16 protein-coding genes are annotated in these 15,024 nt (G+C 52.8%); 11 read left to right on the plus strand and 5 right to left on the minus strand.

Going from position 1 to position 15,024, the window contains the following annotated elements; all coding sequences use genetic code 11:
- Positions 1–67 precede the first annotated feature (67 nt).
- Positions 68–676: an undecaprenyl-diphosphate phosphatase gene (gene ybjG, locus J4650_RS17820; RefSeq protein WP_023181381.1), complete on the minus strand. Its 609-nt coding sequence runs from the start codon at positions 674–676 to the stop codon at positions 68–70.
- A 312-nt stretch (positions 677–988) separates the two neighbouring features.
- Here ybjG and J4650_RS17825 point away from each other — a divergent pair, with 312 nt between their 5' ends.
- Positions 989–2,221, plus strand: coding sequence for an MFS transporter (locus J4650_RS17825; protein WP_001181284.1), 1,233 nt, complete (start codon positions 989–991; stop codon positions 2,219–2,221).
- A 53-nt stretch (positions 2,222–2,274) separates the two neighbouring features.
- Here J4650_RS17825 and J4650_RS17830 read toward each other — a convergent pair whose 3' ends face one another.
- Together J4650_RS17830 and J4650_RS17835 are read right to left on the minus strand one after the other, a co-directional pair.
- On the minus strand, positions 2,275–3,090 hold the full coding sequence (locus J4650_RS17830; protein WP_000023553.1) for a Cof-type HAD-IIB family hydrolase: 816 nt from the start codon (positions 3,088–3,090) through the stop codon (positions 2,275–2,277).
- Complete coding sequence (locus tag J4650_RS17835; RefSeq protein WP_000217430.1) at positions 3,087–4,298, minus strand: MFS transporter; 1,212 nt, start codon at positions 4,296–4,298, stop codon at positions 3,087–3,089. Before J4650_RS17835 ends, J4650_RS17830 begins: the two co-directional genes overlap by 4 nt.
- A gap of 167 nt (positions 4,299–4,465) precedes the next feature.
- On the opposite strand from J4650_RS17835, the gene J4650_RS17840 reads away from it, so the two are divergent.
- Positions 4,466–5,086 carry a TetR/AcrR family transcriptional regulator gene (locus tag J4650_RS17840; protein WP_023993613.1) on the plus strand — a complete coding sequence of 207 codons (621 nt, stop codon included), beginning with the start codon at positions 4,466–4,468 and terminating at the stop codon, positions 5,084–5,086.
- 116 nt (positions 5,087–5,202) lie between these two features.
- On the opposite strand, the gene J4650_RS17845 is transcribed toward J4650_RS17840, so the two are convergent.
- Positions 5,203–6,888 carry an aspartate:alanine antiporter gene (locus J4650_RS17845; RefSeq protein ID WP_001024853.1) on the minus strand — a complete coding sequence of 562 codons (1,686 nt, stop codon included), beginning with the start codon at positions 6,886–6,888 and terminating at the stop codon, positions 5,203–5,205.
- A 270-nt stretch (positions 6,889–7,158) separates the two neighbouring features.
- On the opposite strand from J4650_RS17845, the gene J4650_RS17850 reads away from it, so the two are divergent.
- The gene (locus J4650_RS17850) at positions 7,159–7,536 is read left to right on the plus strand and encodes an inner membrane protein YbjM (RefSeq protein ID WP_000680850.1); all 378 of its coding nucleotides are present in this window, start codon (positions 7,159–7,161) and stop codon (positions 7,534–7,536) included.
- Positions 7,537–7,567: 31 nt separating this feature from the next.
- Here the strand turns inward: J4650_RS17850 and J4650_RS17855 are convergent, their stop codons facing one another.
- Positions 7,568–7,831, minus strand: coding sequence for a GrxA family glutaredoxin (locus J4650_RS17855; RefSeq protein ID WP_000495513.1), 264 nt, complete (start codon positions 7,829–7,831; stop codon positions 7,568–7,570).
- Between the two features lie 169 nt (positions 7,832–8,000).
- Here J4650_RS17855 and J4650_RS17860 point away from each other — a divergent pair, with 169 nt between their 5' ends.
- The 8 genes from J4650_RS17860 to potI all read left to right on the plus strand — a co-directional run bounded on the left by J4650_RS17860 (position 8,001) and on the right by potI (position 15,017).
- Positions 8,001–8,291, plus strand: coding sequence for a YbjC family protein (locus J4650_RS17860; protein ID WP_001259137.1), 291 nt, complete (start codon positions 8,001–8,003; stop codon positions 8,289–8,291).
- Complete coding sequence (gene nfsA, locus J4650_RS17865) at positions 8,275–8,997, plus strand: nitroreductase NfsA (protein ID WP_000075300.1); 723 nt, start codon at positions 8,275–8,277, stop codon at positions 8,995–8,997. The genes J4650_RS17860 and nfsA overlap by 17 nt, the downstream gene beginning before the upstream one ends.
- A gap of 57 nt (positions 8,998–9,054) precedes the next feature.
- Positions 9,055–9,957 carry a 30S ribosomal protein S6--L-glutamate ligase gene (gene rimK / locus J4650_RS17870; protein ID WP_000684361.1) on the plus strand — a complete coding sequence of 301 codons (903 nt, stop codon included), beginning with the start codon at positions 9,055–9,057 and terminating at the stop codon, positions 9,955–9,957.
- 96 nt (positions 9,958–10,053) lie between these two features.
- Positions 10,054–10,530, plus strand: coding sequence for a YbjN domain-containing protein (locus J4650_RS17875; RefSeq protein ID WP_000624814.1), 477 nt, complete (start codon positions 10,054–10,056; stop codon positions 10,528–10,530).
- Positions 10,531–10,878: 348 nt separating this feature from the next.
- Positions 10,879–11,991 (plus strand): spermidine/putrescine ABC transporter substrate-binding protein PotF, encoded by a 1,113-nt coding sequence (gene potF, locus J4650_RS17880; protein WP_023138441.1) that lies wholly within the window; start codon positions 10,879–10,881, stop codon positions 11,989–11,991.
- Between the two features lie 87 nt (positions 11,992–12,078).
- The gene (potG, locus tag J4650_RS17885) at positions 12,079–13,212 is read left to right on the plus strand and encodes a putrescine ABC transporter ATP-binding subunit PotG (protein ID WP_001000698.1); all 1,134 of its coding nucleotides are present in this window, start codon (positions 12,079–12,081) and stop codon (positions 13,210–13,212) included.
- A 9-nt stretch (positions 13,213–13,221) separates the two neighbouring features.
- Positions 13,222–14,175, plus strand: coding sequence for a putrescine ABC transporter permease PotH (gene potH, locus J4650_RS17890; RefSeq protein ID WP_000105453.1), 954 nt, complete (start codon positions 13,222–13,224; stop codon positions 14,173–14,175).
- Positions 14,172–15,017, plus strand: a complete 846-nt coding sequence (gene potI, locus J4650_RS17895) for a putrescine ABC transporter permease PotI (protein WP_001061629.1) — start codon at positions 14,172–14,174, stop codon at positions 15,015–15,017. Before potH ends, potI begins: the two co-directional genes overlap by 4 nt.
- Positions 15,018–15,024: the final 7 nt, after the last annotated feature.

Below are 15,024 nucleotides of genomic sequence, written 5' to 3' on the forward strand. Positions count from 1 at the left end.
CCCCTGGAGAGTTAAATAAGCGCTCCGCACCATACAGAGCGCTTAATATTACTCTTTTTTTCGCTATTTAGTCACGTACCCAGCCTTTTCGAATGGGCAATGCGAAACAGAAACGGTAACAACGTTGCAGCGCCTGGTAGAGCGGCGCGCCGTACCATTGCCAGATCAGCTGTGCGCTCAGGCAGCCAAGCATCGCTACCAGCAGCGCGCCAATCATATCTAACGGCCAGTGTACGCCGAGATAGACGCGCGACCAGGCGATGGTCATGGCTATCGCCATCATCACGATGCCTGACCAGAGGCGGTGCCAGAACAAAAACGCCAGCGCAAAGGTAAAAATCACCGTACCGTGATCGCTGGGGAACGAGTCATCGGCGGCATGATGCAGGAAGTTATAGCCGATATGATCGACAAATGGACGGTCGTGCGGGAAAAGGTGTCCCATTGTCCAGGAGACCGCCAGACTGATAATCAGCGCGATGCCGATTTTAACGATCAGCTGACGCTGGGCGCAGACCCGATCGCGGGGACCCCACAGCCAGAGTACCACGGCTAAGAGCGGGACGATGTTGATGACATCTTTGGCGATAAAGATAGCGAGCGAAATCGTCCACTGCGCGGAATCAGGCGTGGCGTTAATAAAATAAAACAGCGAGTTGTTAAGGTTTTCCAGCATAACATCCAGGCTCGGAGCAATGAAATCAAAAGGGATAGCCAGCTCATCCCCGTGCAAACTGAGCATAAATGCAGCGTAACAGGGAGGAAAAGCAGTATTGTCTTATTTGGCGGCAACATGAAGAGATTTAAGACAATGGCATAAAATAATGTCGATGATAACGGCGCAAACTTAAATTAACCTTAAAGTACGCAAGCGCTAAGCGGCTTTCTGTAAAAATGTGCGCTATTTCCCTTGCAGCCTCATAATTCGCTATCTCAGTTCCCCGACTTTCATTACACTCTGCGCGGTTTTTATTGGCGAAGAGATGGTATGCAGAATCGTTTACAATCAGGCGGCAGGCTGGGACGTCAGGCGCTACTTTTTCCTCTCTGTCTGGTGCTGTACGAATTTTCTACTTATATTGGCAACGACATGATCCAGCCGGGTATGCTGGCGGTGGTTGAGCAGTATCAGGCGGGCCTGGACTGGGTTCCGACGTCCATGACCGCTTATCTGGCGGGCGGTATGTTCTTACAGTGGCTGCTTGGCCCGTTGTCTGACCGGATTGGCCGTCGTCCCGTGATGCTGGCGGGCGTCGTGTGGTTTATTGTCACCTGCCTGGCGACGTTACTGGCGAAAAACATCGAACAATTTACCTTCCTGCGTTTTTTGCAAGGGATTAGCCTGTGTTTTATCGGCGCTGTAGGGTATGCCGCTATTCAGGAATCCTTTGAGGAAGCGGTGTGTATAAAAATTACCGCGCTGATGGCGAACGTGGCGTTAATCGCGCCGCTACTGGGACCACTGGTTGGGGCGGCGTGGGTGCATGTTCTGCCGTGGGAGGGGATGTTTATTTTATTTGCCGCACTGGCCGCTATCGCCTTTTTCGGGCTACAGCGCGCAATGCCGGAGACCGCCACGCGGCGGGGCGAAACGCTGTCATTTAAGGCGCTTGGCCGGGATTATCGGCTGGTGATAAAAAACCGGCGGTTCGTCGCAGGGGCGTTAGCGCTGGGATTTGTCAGCCTGCCGCTGTTGGCCTGGATTGCGCAGTCGCCGATTATCATCATTAGCGGCGAACAGCTCAGCAGCTATGAATATGGTCTGCTGCAGGTGCCCGTTTTTGGCGCGCTCATTGCCGGTAATCTGGTGTTGGCGCGTTTAACCTCCCGACGTACGGTTCGCTCGCTGATCGTGATGGGCGGCTGGCCTATCGTCGCGGGGCTGATCATCGCCGCGGCGGCGACGGTGGTTTCATCCCATGCTTATTTATGGATGACGGCGGGATTAAGCGTATACGCTTTTGGCATTGGGCTGGCGAATGCCGGACTGGTGCGTCTGACGCTCTTTTCCAGCGATATGAGTAAAGGAACGGTCTCGGCGGCGATGGGAATGCTACAAATGCTGATTTTTACCGTTGGCATTGAAGTCAGTAAACACGCCTGGTTAAGTGGCGGCAATGGTCTATTTAGCCTGTTTAATCTGGCAAACGGTATTCTTTGGCTACTGCTGATGCTGGTCTTCTTAAAAGATAAGCGGACGGGCAATTTGCAAACAGTCTGAGAGAGCGGCTACGCCTGATAAGCTTTCTGTTATCAGGCATAGAGAGGCATCCGCTAGATGTTAAACGGCGGCTCGTTGTTTAATACGCTGTCGATGATATCCAGCACGCCTTCCTGGTTGTTCGATCCGGCGCGGTATTTCGCCGCCGCCGCGACCGCTTCGCTGGCGTGCGACATGGCAAAACTAAACCCGGCCTGACGCAGCATCTCAATATCGTTGCCGCCGTCGCCGAATACCACCACTTCACTATCATGAATGCCCCAGCGCTGCTGTAACAGACGCAGGCCGTTGGCTTTATGCACGCCGGGAATTATTAAATCAATACTGCCATAGCCGGTATGAACGGGGACCATGATATCGCCAATGGCGTCGTGCAGCGCCGCCTGTACTTCCGGTATCCGTTCATCGGTAATATTAAGGCCGAATTTGAAAAAGACATCGTTGATGTTATTAAAATTATCCACAAACTCCAGACGATGATAATACATTGCCGCAACGGCTTTTAACGCATCGTTGTACCGTTTCAGCGTATAGGCGCTGTTTTTTCCACAGGCGATAATCTCCACATCGGCGCGTGTGAGCAGGTGTTCGACAACCGTCTGGAAGTCGGCTTTTGTCAGCTCGCCGTTAAAAATATCCTCTCCTTCGCTGACCACCCAACCGCCGTTTTCCGCGACAAAAGCGATTTCGTGCGCAATTTCCGGAAAGAACGAGATTAACTGGTAATACTGGTTGCCGCTGGCCACGACAAAGCGAATGCCTTGCCGCTTCATTTGTTGGTACTGCGCCATAAACCGGTCACGGTTATAGGTTTTTTGATCGCTCAGAAAAGTGCCGTCCATGTCGACGGCGATTAATTTGATACTCATGCGTTATGCTCCATCACCGGTTGCGGAGTCGATACAGGTTTGGCGACGGCCTTCGCCACCAGCGCCGCCAGAATAACCAGCGCCAGCACAACCATCATGGCGCTGCGTAATCCATAATGCTCTCCCAGATAGCCCAACAGCGGCGGCCCGACCAAAAACGCCAGATAGCCGGTCGTGGCGACAACGCTCACGCGCGTCGGCGCGTCGGGACCGGTATCGCTGGCGGCGGAAATGGTCAGCGGGAAGCCGAGCGAAGCGCCTAAGCCCCAAAGAATGACCGAGACGCCGGCAACCCAGTCGCTATCGACAAAAATAATCAGGCCAATGCCCAGCGCTCCCATCAACGCGCTGGCGCGAACAACCGTCACCCGGCTATAGCGGTCAATAAACCAGCCGCCGGTAAAGCGGCCAACGGTCATACCAAGCGTGAAACCGGCGTAGATCAGAGAGCCGGAGGTTGGGCTAAAACCGTGTCCGTCTACCATCAGTAGCGGCAGCCAGTCATTCGCAGAGCCTTCGGCGAATGCCATTGCCAGCACCACCACGCCAATAAGCAAAAGCTGGATGTCCCGATAAAAAGGTAATCCTTTTTCCTGAAGGTGAGCATCTTCCGATGCGTTTTTACCCGTACCGTCAGGGATCGCCCGAATGGCGATAAAAATGGGCGCGATCGCCACGGCAGCCGCGAGGATGATATGGATGTTAGCCGGGACGCTTAATGCGGTTAACGCCATGCCGACACCAGCGCCCGCCAGCGTGCCGAAACTGTAGAAACCATGCATCATCGGCAGAACGGTTTTATTCAGCTCGCGTTCGACCGCCGCGCCTTCGACATTAATCGCCACTTCGGCGGCGCCAAAACTGGCGCCGAAAACGGCTAATCCAAGGGCAAAAATCAGCGGCGAGGCGCACCACAGCGCGACGCTAAGAATAACCATCCCGGTTACTGCGCAGGTCATCGTCGTGCGAATAACCTTCCGGGTGCCAAATCGTTTCACCAGCCAGGCGGAACAAAGAATACCGCTCATTGAACCGATAGAAAGCCCGAATAAGACCGCCCCCATTTCCGCGGTAGAGACGGAAAGAATATCCCGAATAGCAGGCGTTCGGGTTGCCCAGGAGGCCATCAGCAGTCCGGGTAAAAAGAAGAACATAAACAGCGCCCAGGTACGGCGTTTTAAGGCGTTACGTGAGGAGAGGACGGTCATAGCGTCAGGCCAGAAAATAGAAGCGAGAGGTAAACATTAGCAAGCTTGTGTACATTTGTACATATCGTCGTCATACTTCGTTGTGCAGACAGTTTTTACTGTCTGTTTTTTCAGCGTAAGCGGCAGGCTACTATCGCCTGCATCCTGAATGAGATGTGGAACTCATCATGAAAGAAAATGCCGTAAGACGCGCCAATGATCCTAAGCGACGGGAAAAAATAATTCAGGCCACACTGGAAGCGGTAAAGACCTATGGCGTTCATGCCGTGACGCACCGGAAAATCGCCGCTATCGCTCAGGTGCCGCTTGGCTCAATGACCTACTATTTTACCGGTATGGATGCGTTATTGAGTGAAGCTTTTACACTTTTCACCGAGAACATGTCGCGTCAATACCAGGATTTTTTTGCGCAGGTGACGGATGCGGAGGGGGCGTGCCAGGCGATAACGGAAATGATTTACGGCTCGCAGGTTACGACGCCGGATAATATGGCGTTAATGTATCAGTTATATGCCTATGCCAGCGATAAGCCAGCGTTAAAAATAGTCATGCAAAACTGGATGCAGCGTAGCCAGAATACGCTGGCGCAGTGGTTTGACGCGCAGACCGCCCGCGCGCTGGATGCGTTTATCGAGGGGATGACGCTGCATTTTGTAACGGATAGAACGCCGCTGGCGCGTGAAGCGATTTTACAGATGGTAAAGCGAATCGCCGGAGAGTCAATGTCGTGTCACTCTGCGTCAGGCAACAAAAAACCCACCAACCTTGAACCGAAATGGCGGGGTTGATGGGCTCCACAAAATGGGGACATCAAAGAAAAGCAGTGGCAATAGGTATGACTGATGCTTTAACGAAAAGTTCGACCTATTGGCAAAATTTTTTCACTTAAAGGCAAACTTCAGTTTTATCCTAACCCCGGCCAGATGATGACAATAAGCGTCCCCGCCAGCGTTAGCAGAACGTTGGCGATGGCGTAAGTCCCCGCATAACCCAGCGCTGGAATATTGCTGCGCGCTGTATCGCTAATGATTTCCATCGCCGGGGCGCAGGTACGCGCGCCCATCATGGCGCCGAACAGCAGCGCCCGGTTCATGCGCAGCACATAAGCGCCAAACAAGAAGCAGATCACCACCGGTACCAGGCTGACGACAAGCCCGGCGATCAGCATTTGTCCGCCGACCGCGCCCAGACCGTTGCTGATACCGCTGCCGGCGCTTAAACCAACGCCTGCCATAAACACCATCAAGCCAAATTCTTTCACCATATTAAGCGCGCCCTGTGGAATATAACCAAAGGTAGGATGGTTAGCGCGCAGGAAACCGAGCATGATCCCGGCGAACAGCAATCCGGCCGCGTTGCCGATGCCGAAACTAAAATTGCTGAACTGGAAGGTAATCATCCCGATCATTAACCCGATGATAAAAAAAGCGCAGAAGGCGAGCAGGTCCGTCACCTGACTATGGATCGAAATAAAACCAATGCGATCGGCGATGGTTTTTACGCGTCTGGCGTCGCCGCTCACCTGTAACACGTCGCCTTTATTCAGCACGACGTTATCGTCGATAGGCATTTCGATCTGGCTGCGGATGACGCGGTTAAGGAAGCAGCCATGATCGGTCAGCTTGAGCTGAGCGAGGCGGCGACCGACCGCATTGTGGTTTTTCACCACAATTTCTTCCGTCACGATGCGCATATCAAGCAGATCGCGATCAAACACTTCCTTACCATTACGAAAGCTGGGATCGAGCCTGGCGTGCGCGTCCGGATAGCCGACCAGCGCAATCTCATCGCCCATTTGCAGCACCGCATCGCCATCCGGGTTCGCCAGAATACCGTTACGACGAATACGTTCTATATAGCAGCCTGTCTGGCGGTAAATACCCAGCTCGCGCAGGTTTTTGCCGTCAGTCCAGGCCACCAGTTCCGGACCAACCCGATAGGCGCGGATAACCGGCAAATAAACCTTGCGATTAGCATCGGTATCCAGACCGCGCTCGCGGGCAATTTGCTGGGCGCTGGTTTGCAAATCCTGATGCTGTAGTTTAGGCAAGTAGCGCGCGCCCACGATCAGACTGACCAAGCCAATCAGATAGGTCAGGGCATAGCCCAGGCTCAGATTATCAAGAGCGGAGGAGAGTTGGGTGCTGGCGATGCCGGAATGTCGCAGGGTATCGCCTGCGCCAACCAGCACGGGCGTGGAGGTCATTGAGCCAGCCAGCATACCGGCCGTCAGGCCGATATCCCAGCCGAATAGCTTACCAAGGCCTAAGGCGATTAGCAGAGCGCTACCGACCATGACCAGGGCAAGCATCAGATAATTTTTACCGTCGCGAAAAAAAATCGAAAAAAAGTTGGGGCCAGCCTCGACGCCGACACAAAAAATAAACAGCATAAATCCCAGATTTAGCGCGTCGGTGTTAATACTGAAGTGTTGCTGCCCTAATAATAGAGAGACCACTAAAACGCCAATGGAATTACCAAGTTGGACTGAACCCAGACGTAACTTGCCAAGACACAGGCCAAGAGCCAGGACCACAAATAATAACAGGATGTAATTCCCATTTAACAAATCTGCGACGTTTATATTCACGGAGACTAACTTCTTGTTTACGAGTAAGCTGTTGAAAGAAATGGTAATTTACGCTACTGTTTTTATCATGAATTAAGGGTGCAATCGTATTGCATACAGCATCCAAATAAAAACAACACAACAATATATCCTGCTAGTTTAATCTTATTGCGTACTAACGGCTATAAGAATCGTGCAGGTGTGTTTTTGGCATGGAATGCCACATGACTTTATCTGACTGGATGCCTCACGGCGGAAAGCGTGTTCGATAGAGAGTGTCAGGAGGAACGATTGAAACATAAACACGGGTGGGCAAGCGTTGTCTGCTGCTTTGTACTCTTTATTGTGGTGTGTCTTTCATTAACTATGCATGTACAAGGCGCTTTTCGCGCGGCAGGGCATCCTGAGATTGGACTGTTATTTTTTACGTTGCCTGGTGCGGTGGCCAGTTTTTGTTCTCACCGACGCGAGGTGATCCGACCGCTGATCGGGGCGATGCTGGCGGCGCCGTTTTGCCTGGTGTTAATGCGCGTGGTATTTATGCCTACCCGATCGTTTTGGCAAGAACTGGCGTGGTTATTTAGCGCCGTATTCTGGTGTGCGTTAGGCGCGCTCTGTTATTTGTTTATTAGCAGCCTGTTTAGCCACCGGCGAAAAAAACGCCGATAGCGCCCTCCGTCAGAGGGCGTTGCCAGAGCAATCAGGCGAAAAGATTCAGATTTTCTTTTGCCCATGCTTCAAAATCCGTACAGCCGCCGATATGTTTTTGATCGACAAAAATCTGCGGTACGGTTTCTACAGGTTTACCTACGGTTTTTTCCAAATCCGCTTTAGTAATGCCTTCAGCATGGATATCAATATAGCGGTAGTTGAAATCGTCGCGTTCTTTGCTCAGTTTTTCCGCCAACTCTTTTGCACGCACGCAATAAGGGCACCCTGGACGGCCAAAAATAACAGTAAACATATCTCTCCTCGAACATAAAGCCAGACGGCGAACAGGTGTTATCATGCCGCGATTTACGGCAGATGAAAAGCAGGTTACGCCTGTTCCTTTGATAACCCAGGGCTATATCTGTTAAGCACGCCGGACCAGAACGTTCTACACTGTGCGTCAGTTAACCGGGAGGCTTGATATGCGCACGATTGGCGTGTTACCCAAAAGCGTACTGATACTGGAATACCTCGGTATGATTTTGCTGGCGCTTGCTCTGCTATCGCTTAATCATTACCTTACGCTGCCCGCGCCGTTCAATACGCCGCTGGCTGGCGTATTGATGGTTTTCCTGGGCGTCGTGTTGATCCTCCCCGCCGCGGTGGCGATGATGTGGCGTATTGCGCAGTTACTGGCGCCGCAGTTGATGAAACGTCCACCCGACATTTCTTCCCGTTCAGATAGAGAAAAGCATAATGAGTCCGACCATTGAACTTCTTTGTGGCCATCGTTCTATTCGCCATTTCACCGATGAACCCGTGACTGACGCGCAGCGAGAGGCCATTATTGCCGCCGCGCGCAGCACGTCCAGTTCCAGTTTTTTACAGTGCAGTTCTATTATCCGTATTACCGATCGGGCGCTGCGCGAGGCGTTAGTGCCCCTGACGGGCGGGCAAAAGCATGTGGCGCAGGCCGCTGAGTTCTGGGTATTTTGCGCCGATTTTAATCGTCATTTGCAGATCTGTCCTGACGCGCAGTTGGGGCTTGCCGAACAACTGCTGCTCGGTGTCGTCGATACGGCGATGATGGGGCAAAATGCGCTGACGGCGGCGGAATCACTGGGGTTAGGCGGCGTGTATATCGGCGGCATCCGTAATAATATTGAATCTGTTACCGAACTATTAAAATTGCCGAAGCATGTATTGCCGCTCTTTGGCCTGTGTTTGGGATGGCCTGCGGATAATCCGGATCTGAAACCGCGCCTGCCTGCCGAGCTTGTGGTTCATGAGAACCAGTATCAACCGCTTGATGAAAAGCTGCTGGCGCGCTATGACGAGCAGTTGGCTGAGTATTATCTGACCCGCGGCAGTAATACGCGACGCGATACCTGGAGCGATCATATCCGTCGCACCCTGATTAAAGAAAATCGCCCATTTATCCTTGAATATTTGCATAAACAGGGCTGGGCGACGCGCTAAAACCTGCGGGCCAGTGTATGATACGCGGGCTTTTCAGGGTTTTCAGCGAGGTGCAGGGTGAAAATTGCCATATTGTCCAGGGATGGAACGCTCTATTCTTGCAAACGTCTGCGCGAAGCGGCGATGCGGCGCGGCCATCTGGTCGAGATACTCGATCCTCTTTCCTGCTATATGAATATTAATCCGGCTGCGTCGTCGATCCATTACAAGGGGCGTCGTCTGCCCCATTTTGACGCCGTTATTCCCCGTATTGGTTCGGCCATTACCTTTTATGGTACCGCTGCGCTACGTCAGTTTGAGCTACTGGGTAGCTATCCGCTGAATGAATCCGTCGCTATTACCCGCGCGCGCGATAAGCTGCGATCGCTACAACTTCTGGCGCGCCAGGGGATCGATCTCCCCATTACCGGGATCGCCCATTCGCCGGATGATACCAGCGATCTTATTAAGATGGTTGGCGGGGCGCCGCTGGTCGTGAAGCTGGTAGAAGGCACGCAAGGGATCGGCGTGGTATTGGCGGAGACGCGTCAGGCTGCTGAAAGCGTTATTGATGCGTTTCGGGGGCTCAATGCCCATATCCTGGTTCAGGAATACATTGCCGAAGCTAAAGGATGCGATATTCGTTGTCTGGTCGTCGGCAATGAGGTTGTGGCGGCGATTGAGCGGTGCGCGAAAGCCGGTGATTTTCGCTCCAATCTTCATCGTGGCGGGGTGGCCAGCATCGCGACGATCACGCCCCGTGAACGGGATATCGCCATCAAAGCCGCACAAACGCTGGGGCTGGATGTGGCGGGTGTCGATATTTTACGCGCCGCGCGCGGGCCGCTGGTGATGGAGGTGAATGCCTCGCCGGGACTGGAAGGTATCGAAAAGACTACGGGCGTAGATATCGCGGGGCGAATGATTCAGTGGATAGAACGTCACGCTACGCCTGAATTTTGCCTTAAAATCGGCGGCTAATCGCAATCGTGGATTCCGCCGTAGTACGAAGCACGCTTTTTGCGTAAGCTGTGCCGGTAATTTTTTCATCGTCATCGTAAGAGGTAGCACATTATTATGATATCACTGGTCGTTCCCACTCTGGATACGTTGCGTCAATGGCTCGACGACCTGGGCATGAATTTCTTCGAATGTGATACCTGCCAGGCGCTGCATTTGCCGCATATGCAGAATTTTGACGGCGTCTACGATGCTAAAATCGATTTGGTGGACAACACCGTTCTTTTTTCCGCGATGGCGGAGGTCAGGCCTTCCGCGTTGCTGCCGCTGGCGGCCGATCTCTCTGCTATCAACGCCAGTTCGTTGACGGTAAAAGCCTTTCTCGATATGCAGGATGATAATCTGCCAAAACTGGTTGTGTGCCAGTCTTTATCCGTTATGCAAGGCGTCACCTACGAACAGTTCGAATGGTTTGTTCGCCAAAGTGAAGAGCAGATTTCTATGGTGATCCTTGAGGCCGGGGCGCATCAGCTTCTGTTTAACGCGGAAGAAGACGCGCAAAAAACCAGCGCAGTTGACCATTTTCTTCACTAATCCCTTCCGATAATCAGGCAGTCGCTGCCAGCGCGGCTGCTGTTTACACTTTTTTATGCTGCTATTAACCTTTATTTAAAGAATTATTCACCTCCTTTCTGACCATTTCGCTTTATCACATAGACAAAACCTGCATAAAAAATTGATAAAAGGCGTTTTTTAATCTGGGCTATAGCCTCAAACCTTAGCTAAAGTTATTCTTGCGAAGCTTCTATAGCGAGCTTGATGGCAGGGAGGGCGACCTCTCTTCTTCATTTGTATCAAATGAAAAGGTATGCACATTTCAGGCATGTTTTAAACCACGCCTAATGGGTTCATTTGTTAACGGATTTCAGAAGGAAAGCGATGATGACCGCCTTAAAGAAAAAATGGCTATCGGGTCTGGTTGCGGGTGCTCTGATGGTCGTCTCTGTCGGCACGCTCGCTGCCGAACAAAAAACGCTGCACATTTATAACTGGTCAGATTATATCGCGCCGGACACGGTGGCGAACTTTGAAAAAGAGACCGGGATTAACGTTATCTATGATGTCTTTGACTCTAACGAAGTGCTGGAAGGCAAGTTAATGGCAGGCAGCACCGGGTTCGATCTGGTGGTGCCATCGGCCAGTTTTCTTGAGCGCCAGCTCACCGCGGGCGTTTTTCAGCCGCTGGATAAAAGCAAACTTCCCGGCTGGAAAAACCTCGATCCTGAACTGCTGAAACTGGTAGCGAAGCACGATCCTGACAACAAATACGCCATGCCCTATATGTGGGCCACGACGGGCATTGGCTATAACGTTGATAAAGTGAAAGCGGTGCTGGGGGATGATGCGCCAGTGAATAGCTGGGATTTAGTCCTCAAGCCGGAAAATCTGGAGAAGCTAAAAAGCTGCGGTGTCTCTTTCCTTGATGCGCCTGAAGAAATTTTTGCCACCGTGCTGAACTATCTGGGTAAAGATCCGAATAGCAGCAAAGCGGATGACTACACCGGCCCGGCAACCGATCTGTTGTTGAAGCTACGGCCAAACATTCGCTATTTCCACTCCTCGCAATACATTAACGATCTGGCTAATGGCGATACCTGTGTGGCCATCGGCTGGGCGGGCGATGTCTGGCAGGCCGCTAACCGAGCGAAAGAGGCGAAAAATGGCGTCAATATCTCTTTCTCGATCCCCAAAGAGGGGGCAATGGCGTTTTTTGATGTGTTTGCCATGCCGGCTGACGCCAAAAATAAAGACGAGGCCTACCAGTTCCTTAATTATCTGCTGCGCCCTGATGTGATTGCCCATATTTCCGATCACGTTTTCTACGCCAATGCGAATAAAGAGGCGACGGCGCTGGTCAGCCAGCAGGTGCGCGATAACCCGGGAATTTATCCGCCGGCGGATGTGCGGGACAAGTTGTTTACCCTGAAAGTGCAGGAGCCGAAGATTGATCGCGTCCGCACCCGCGCATGGACGAAGGTGAAAAGCGGTAAGTAATTTATTAACGGTATGGCCTGATAAGCGTGCGCTATCGGGCATTCCACCGTTTGTATCGTTTGATTGTGTTATGCCGGAGAGCGCCTTGTGAATGATGTCCCCCACCGCCCGCAGGTGAAAACCCGTAAAGCGCTGACGCCGCTTCTGGAAATTCGCAACCTGACGAAGTCATTCGACGGGCAACATGCTGTCGATGATGTCAGTCTGACTATCTATAAAGGCGAGATTTTTGCCCTGCTGGGCGCGTCAGGTTGTGGAAAATCGACCCTGCTACGGATGCTGGCAGGTTTTGAACCGCCGAGCAGCGGGCAAATTATGCTCGACGGCGTCGATCTGGCGCATGTTCCGCCGTATCAGCGTCCGATTAATATGATGTTTCAGTCCTATGCGTTGTTTCCGCATATGACGGTAGAGCAGAACATCGCTTTTGGTCTGAAGCAGGACAAACTGCCGAAGGCGGAGATTACCAGCCGCGTCAATGAGATGCTGGGTCTGGTGCACATGCAGGAGTTTGCGAAACGTAAGCCGCATCAGCTTTCCGGCGGTCAGCGTCAGCGCGTGGCCCTGGCGCGCAGTCTGGCGAAACGTCCTAAGCTGCTCTTGTTGGATGAACCGATGGGCGCGCTGGATAAAAAATTACGCGACCGGATGCAGCTTGAAGTGGTGGATATCCTTGAGCGCGTCGGCGTGACCTGCGTCATGGTGACGCACGATCAGGAAGAAGCGATGACGATGGCGGGGCGCATTGCCATCATGAACCGTGGAAAATTTGTGCAAATTGGCGAACCGGAGGAGATTTACGAGCATCCGACGACCCGCTACAGCGCCGAATTTATCGGATCGGTAAATGTTTTTGAGGGCTTACTGAAAGCGCGTGAAGAGGACGGTCTGGTCATTGACGCGCCCGGTTTGGTTCATCCGTTAAAAGTCGATGCAGATGCCTCTGTCGTTGATAATGTGCCGGTATATGTGGCGCTACGTCCGGAAAAAATCATGCTCTGTGAGTCGCCGCCTGCCGATGGCTATAATTTCGCCGTCGGCGAAGTGGCGCATATTGCGTATCTCGGCGATCTGTCTATTTATCATGTGCGGCTAAAAAGCGGGCAGATGATCAGCGCTCAACTGCAGAATGCGCACCGTTACCGGAAAGGGTTACCGACCTGGGGCGATGAAGTGCGTTTGTGCTGGGAAGCGGATAGCTGCGTGGTCCTGACGGTATAAGGGGGAAACATGAGCACACTTGAACCTCCGGCACGCATCAGTAAACCTGGCGGCGCGGCGCTATGGTTGGCGCGAATGCAAATGAAACATGGGCGTAAGCTGGTTATTGCTTTGCCTTATATCTGGCTCATTCTGCTGTTTTTACTGCCGTTTCTTATCGTCTTTAAGATAAGTCTGGCGGAAATGGCGCGGGCGATCCCGCCGTATACCGATCTGCTGGAATGGGCTGACGGTCAGTTGTCGATTACGCTCAACCTCGGCAATTTTTTGCAACTGACCGACGATCCGCTCTATTTCGAAGCCTATCTACAATCGTTACAAATTGCCGGTATTTCCACAATCTGCTGCCTGCTGCTGGGCTACCCGCTGGCGTGGGCGGTGGCGCACAGCAAGCCCTCCACGCGCAATATCCTGCTGCTGTTGGTGATTCTGCCCTCGTGGACGTCTTTTTTAATACGCGTCTATGCCTGGATGGGCATTTTGAAAAACAACGGCGTGCTGAACAATGTGTTGCTGTGGCTCGGGGTTATCGATCAGCCGCTGACGATCCTGCACACTAACCTGGCCGTCTATATCGGCATTGTTTATGCTTATCTGCCGTTTATGGTACTGCCCATTTATACCGCATTGACGCGCATTGATTATTCGCTGGTGGAAGCGTCGCTGGATCTCGGCGCCCGACCGCTGAAAACATTTTTTAGCATCATTGTCCCGCTCACCAAAGGCGGAATCATCGCCGGCTCGATGCTGGTTTTTATCCCGGCGGTGGGCGAGTTCGTGATCCCGGAACTGCTTGGCGGGCCGGACAGTATCATGATTGGTCGCGTCCTGTGGCAGGAGTTTTTCAATAACCGCGACTGGCCGGTTGCTTCTGCGGTCGCCATTATTATGTTGCTGCTGCTGATAGTACCGATCATGTGGTTCCATAAACATCAGCAAAAAAGTGTGGGGGAGCACGGATGAATAACTTACCGGTCGTTCGCTCGCCCTGGCGCATTCTGATTCTGGTGCTGGGGTTTACTTTTCTCTATGCGCCGATGTTAATGTTGGTGATTTACTCGTTTAACAGTTCGAAGCTGGTGACGGTGTGGGCGGGATGGTCGACGCGCTGGTATGGCGAGCTCTTTCGGGATACCGCCATGATGAGCGCAGTGGGACTAAGCCTGACAATTGCCGCCTGCGCGGCGACGATGGCGGTGGTGCTCGGTACCATTGCTGCGGTGGTGATGGTGCGATTTGGACGGTTTCGCGGCGCAAACGGCTTTGCGTTTATGATCACCGCGCCGCTGGTGATGCCGGATGTGATTACCGGGCTGTCGCTGCTGCTGCTGTTTGTCGCGCTCGGTCATGCTATCGGCTGGCCCTCCGATCGCGGGATGCTGACCATCTGGTTGGCGCACGTCACGTTCTGTACCGCCTACGTGGCAGTGGTGATCGCTTCGCGATTACGCGAACTGGATCGTTCGATTGAAGAGGCGGCGATGGATCTTGGCGCGGCGCCGTTGAAGGTCTTTTTTGTCATTACGTTACCGATGATCATGCCAGCGGTGATCTCGGGCTGGCTGTTGGCCTTTACGCTTTCCCTTGACGATCTGGTGATTGCCAGCTTCGTTTCCGGTCCCGGCGCCACCACGCTACCGATGCTGGTTTTCTCCAGCGTGCGCATGGGCGTGAACCCGGAAATCAACGCGCTGGCGACGTTAATCCTCGGCGTTGTAGGAATCGTCGGATTTATTGCCTGGTACCTGATGGCGCGAGCGGAAAAACAGCGGATTCGCGATATCCAGCGTGCAAGACGCGGCTGAAGCCACT

It is taken from the genome of Salmonella sp. 32120201201600049SM (assembly GCF_017572835.1).
Classification (GTDB): Bacteria; Pseudomonadota; Gammaproteobacteria; order Enterobacterales; family Enterobacteriaceae; genus Salmonella; species Salmonella enterica.